At 66.9% G+C, this 1,281-nt stretch carries 1 protein-coding gene; it reads right to left on the bottom strand.

What is annotated here, in order from left to right:
* Window positions 1–76: 76 nt before the first annotated feature.
* A complete protein-coding gene (locus PMI15_RS19630; RefSeq protein ID WP_051002010.1) occupies window positions 77–1,117 on the bottom strand; it encodes a lysylphosphatidylglycerol synthase domain-containing protein in 1,041 nt (346 codons plus the stop codon).
* Between the last annotated feature and the right edge of the window lie 164 nt (window positions 1,118–1,281).

Genomic DNA, 1,281 nt, shown 5'->3' with positions numbered 1-1,281 from the left:
GCCTTTCTTTTGCTTACTTTTCTTTGGCGAAGCAAAGAAAAGTGAGTTGCCGCCGGGCAACCCCCGGCCAGCAGACCTAAGAAGAGGAAGGAGGAGCATGAGGAGGAGCGCGCTCGTCGGAGCAAGACCCGACATCACTCCCCGCCGCATACCGCTCCAACAACAAATACAACACCATCCCCCCAGCCAGTGGCAAGAGGTAGTACAGCGCCCGGTACGCCAAAACCGCCCCCATAAGAGCCCCTTGCTTCACGCTCCCCGACAACAAAGCCAGGTACACCGCCTCCAGCACCCCCAACCCGCCGGGAATCGGCATGATCACCCCCACGATGGCGGCTGCCATCAGCACGCCCAGCACCTTGCCGTACTCCACCTGGCCGCCCAGCAGCGCGTACATGGCCGCGCCCATCAGTGCCCAGTTGGTTGCCGACAGCAGCAGTTGCACCAGCGCCAGGCCGGGCGAGGGCAGGGTCAGCCGCTTGCCGCGTACGCGCCACTCGCGTCCGTGCGCGAATTTGCAGGCCGCCACATAGGCCAGGGCCAGCAAGACCATGGCCGCGCCCAGTACGCGCAGCGCCGTCGCACCTATGTGGGCCTGGCTGGGCGGCGCGATCAGGCCCGCGGCGAACAGGCTGCCGGCCACCAGCCCGTAGCCCAGCCAGTTGGTCGCCAGGCTCAGGCCCACGATTTGCGCGATGGTCGCTTCGTCGAGCCCCGCGCGCGTGTACAGCCGCGCGCGCAACGCCACGCCGCCCACCAGCGAACCCAGGTTCAGGTTGAAGGCATAACTCGTCACCGCGATGGCCCAGGCCTGCAGGCGCGGGAGTGTGTGGCGTGTGTGGCGCCGGCCTATCAAATCAAAACAGCCGTAGAGCGCATGGCTGGCCGTGGCCAGGCCCAGCACGCCCAGCAGCAGCCAGGGCGAATACCGCCACAGCGCCTGCCAGGCGCCGGCCCAGTCCACCTTGTGCGCATGCGACACCAGCAGGCCCAGCACCAATATCCCCAGCGCCGGAAACACCCAGCGCCGCACGCGCGGCCACAGTGATGTTGCGGTGGCGGGGGATGATGATGAGGAAGAGGGAGTTGCGGAAGCGGGCGCCGCAGTGCTGGCCATGATGGTCATCTTGCACCGGAGCGCTTGCCGGGTGCCAGAGCAGGGCGGCGCTGCTTTCTGTAGGCGCAGACCGACGGGGAGGGGGCCGGGTCTTGCTCCGGCTGAGCGCGCCTCTGTTCTCCTTATCTCCTCGGTTCTCTTTCTGGGTTCTGCTGGCCGGGGGT

The organism is Polaromonas sp. CF318 (assembly GCF_000282655.1).
Lineage (GTDB): Bacteria > Pseudomonadota > Gammaproteobacteria > Burkholderiales > Burkholderiaceae_C > Polaromonas.
Note: the sequence above shows the minus strand (reverse complement) of the source record. Positions and strands in the feature narration are given on the sequence as shown.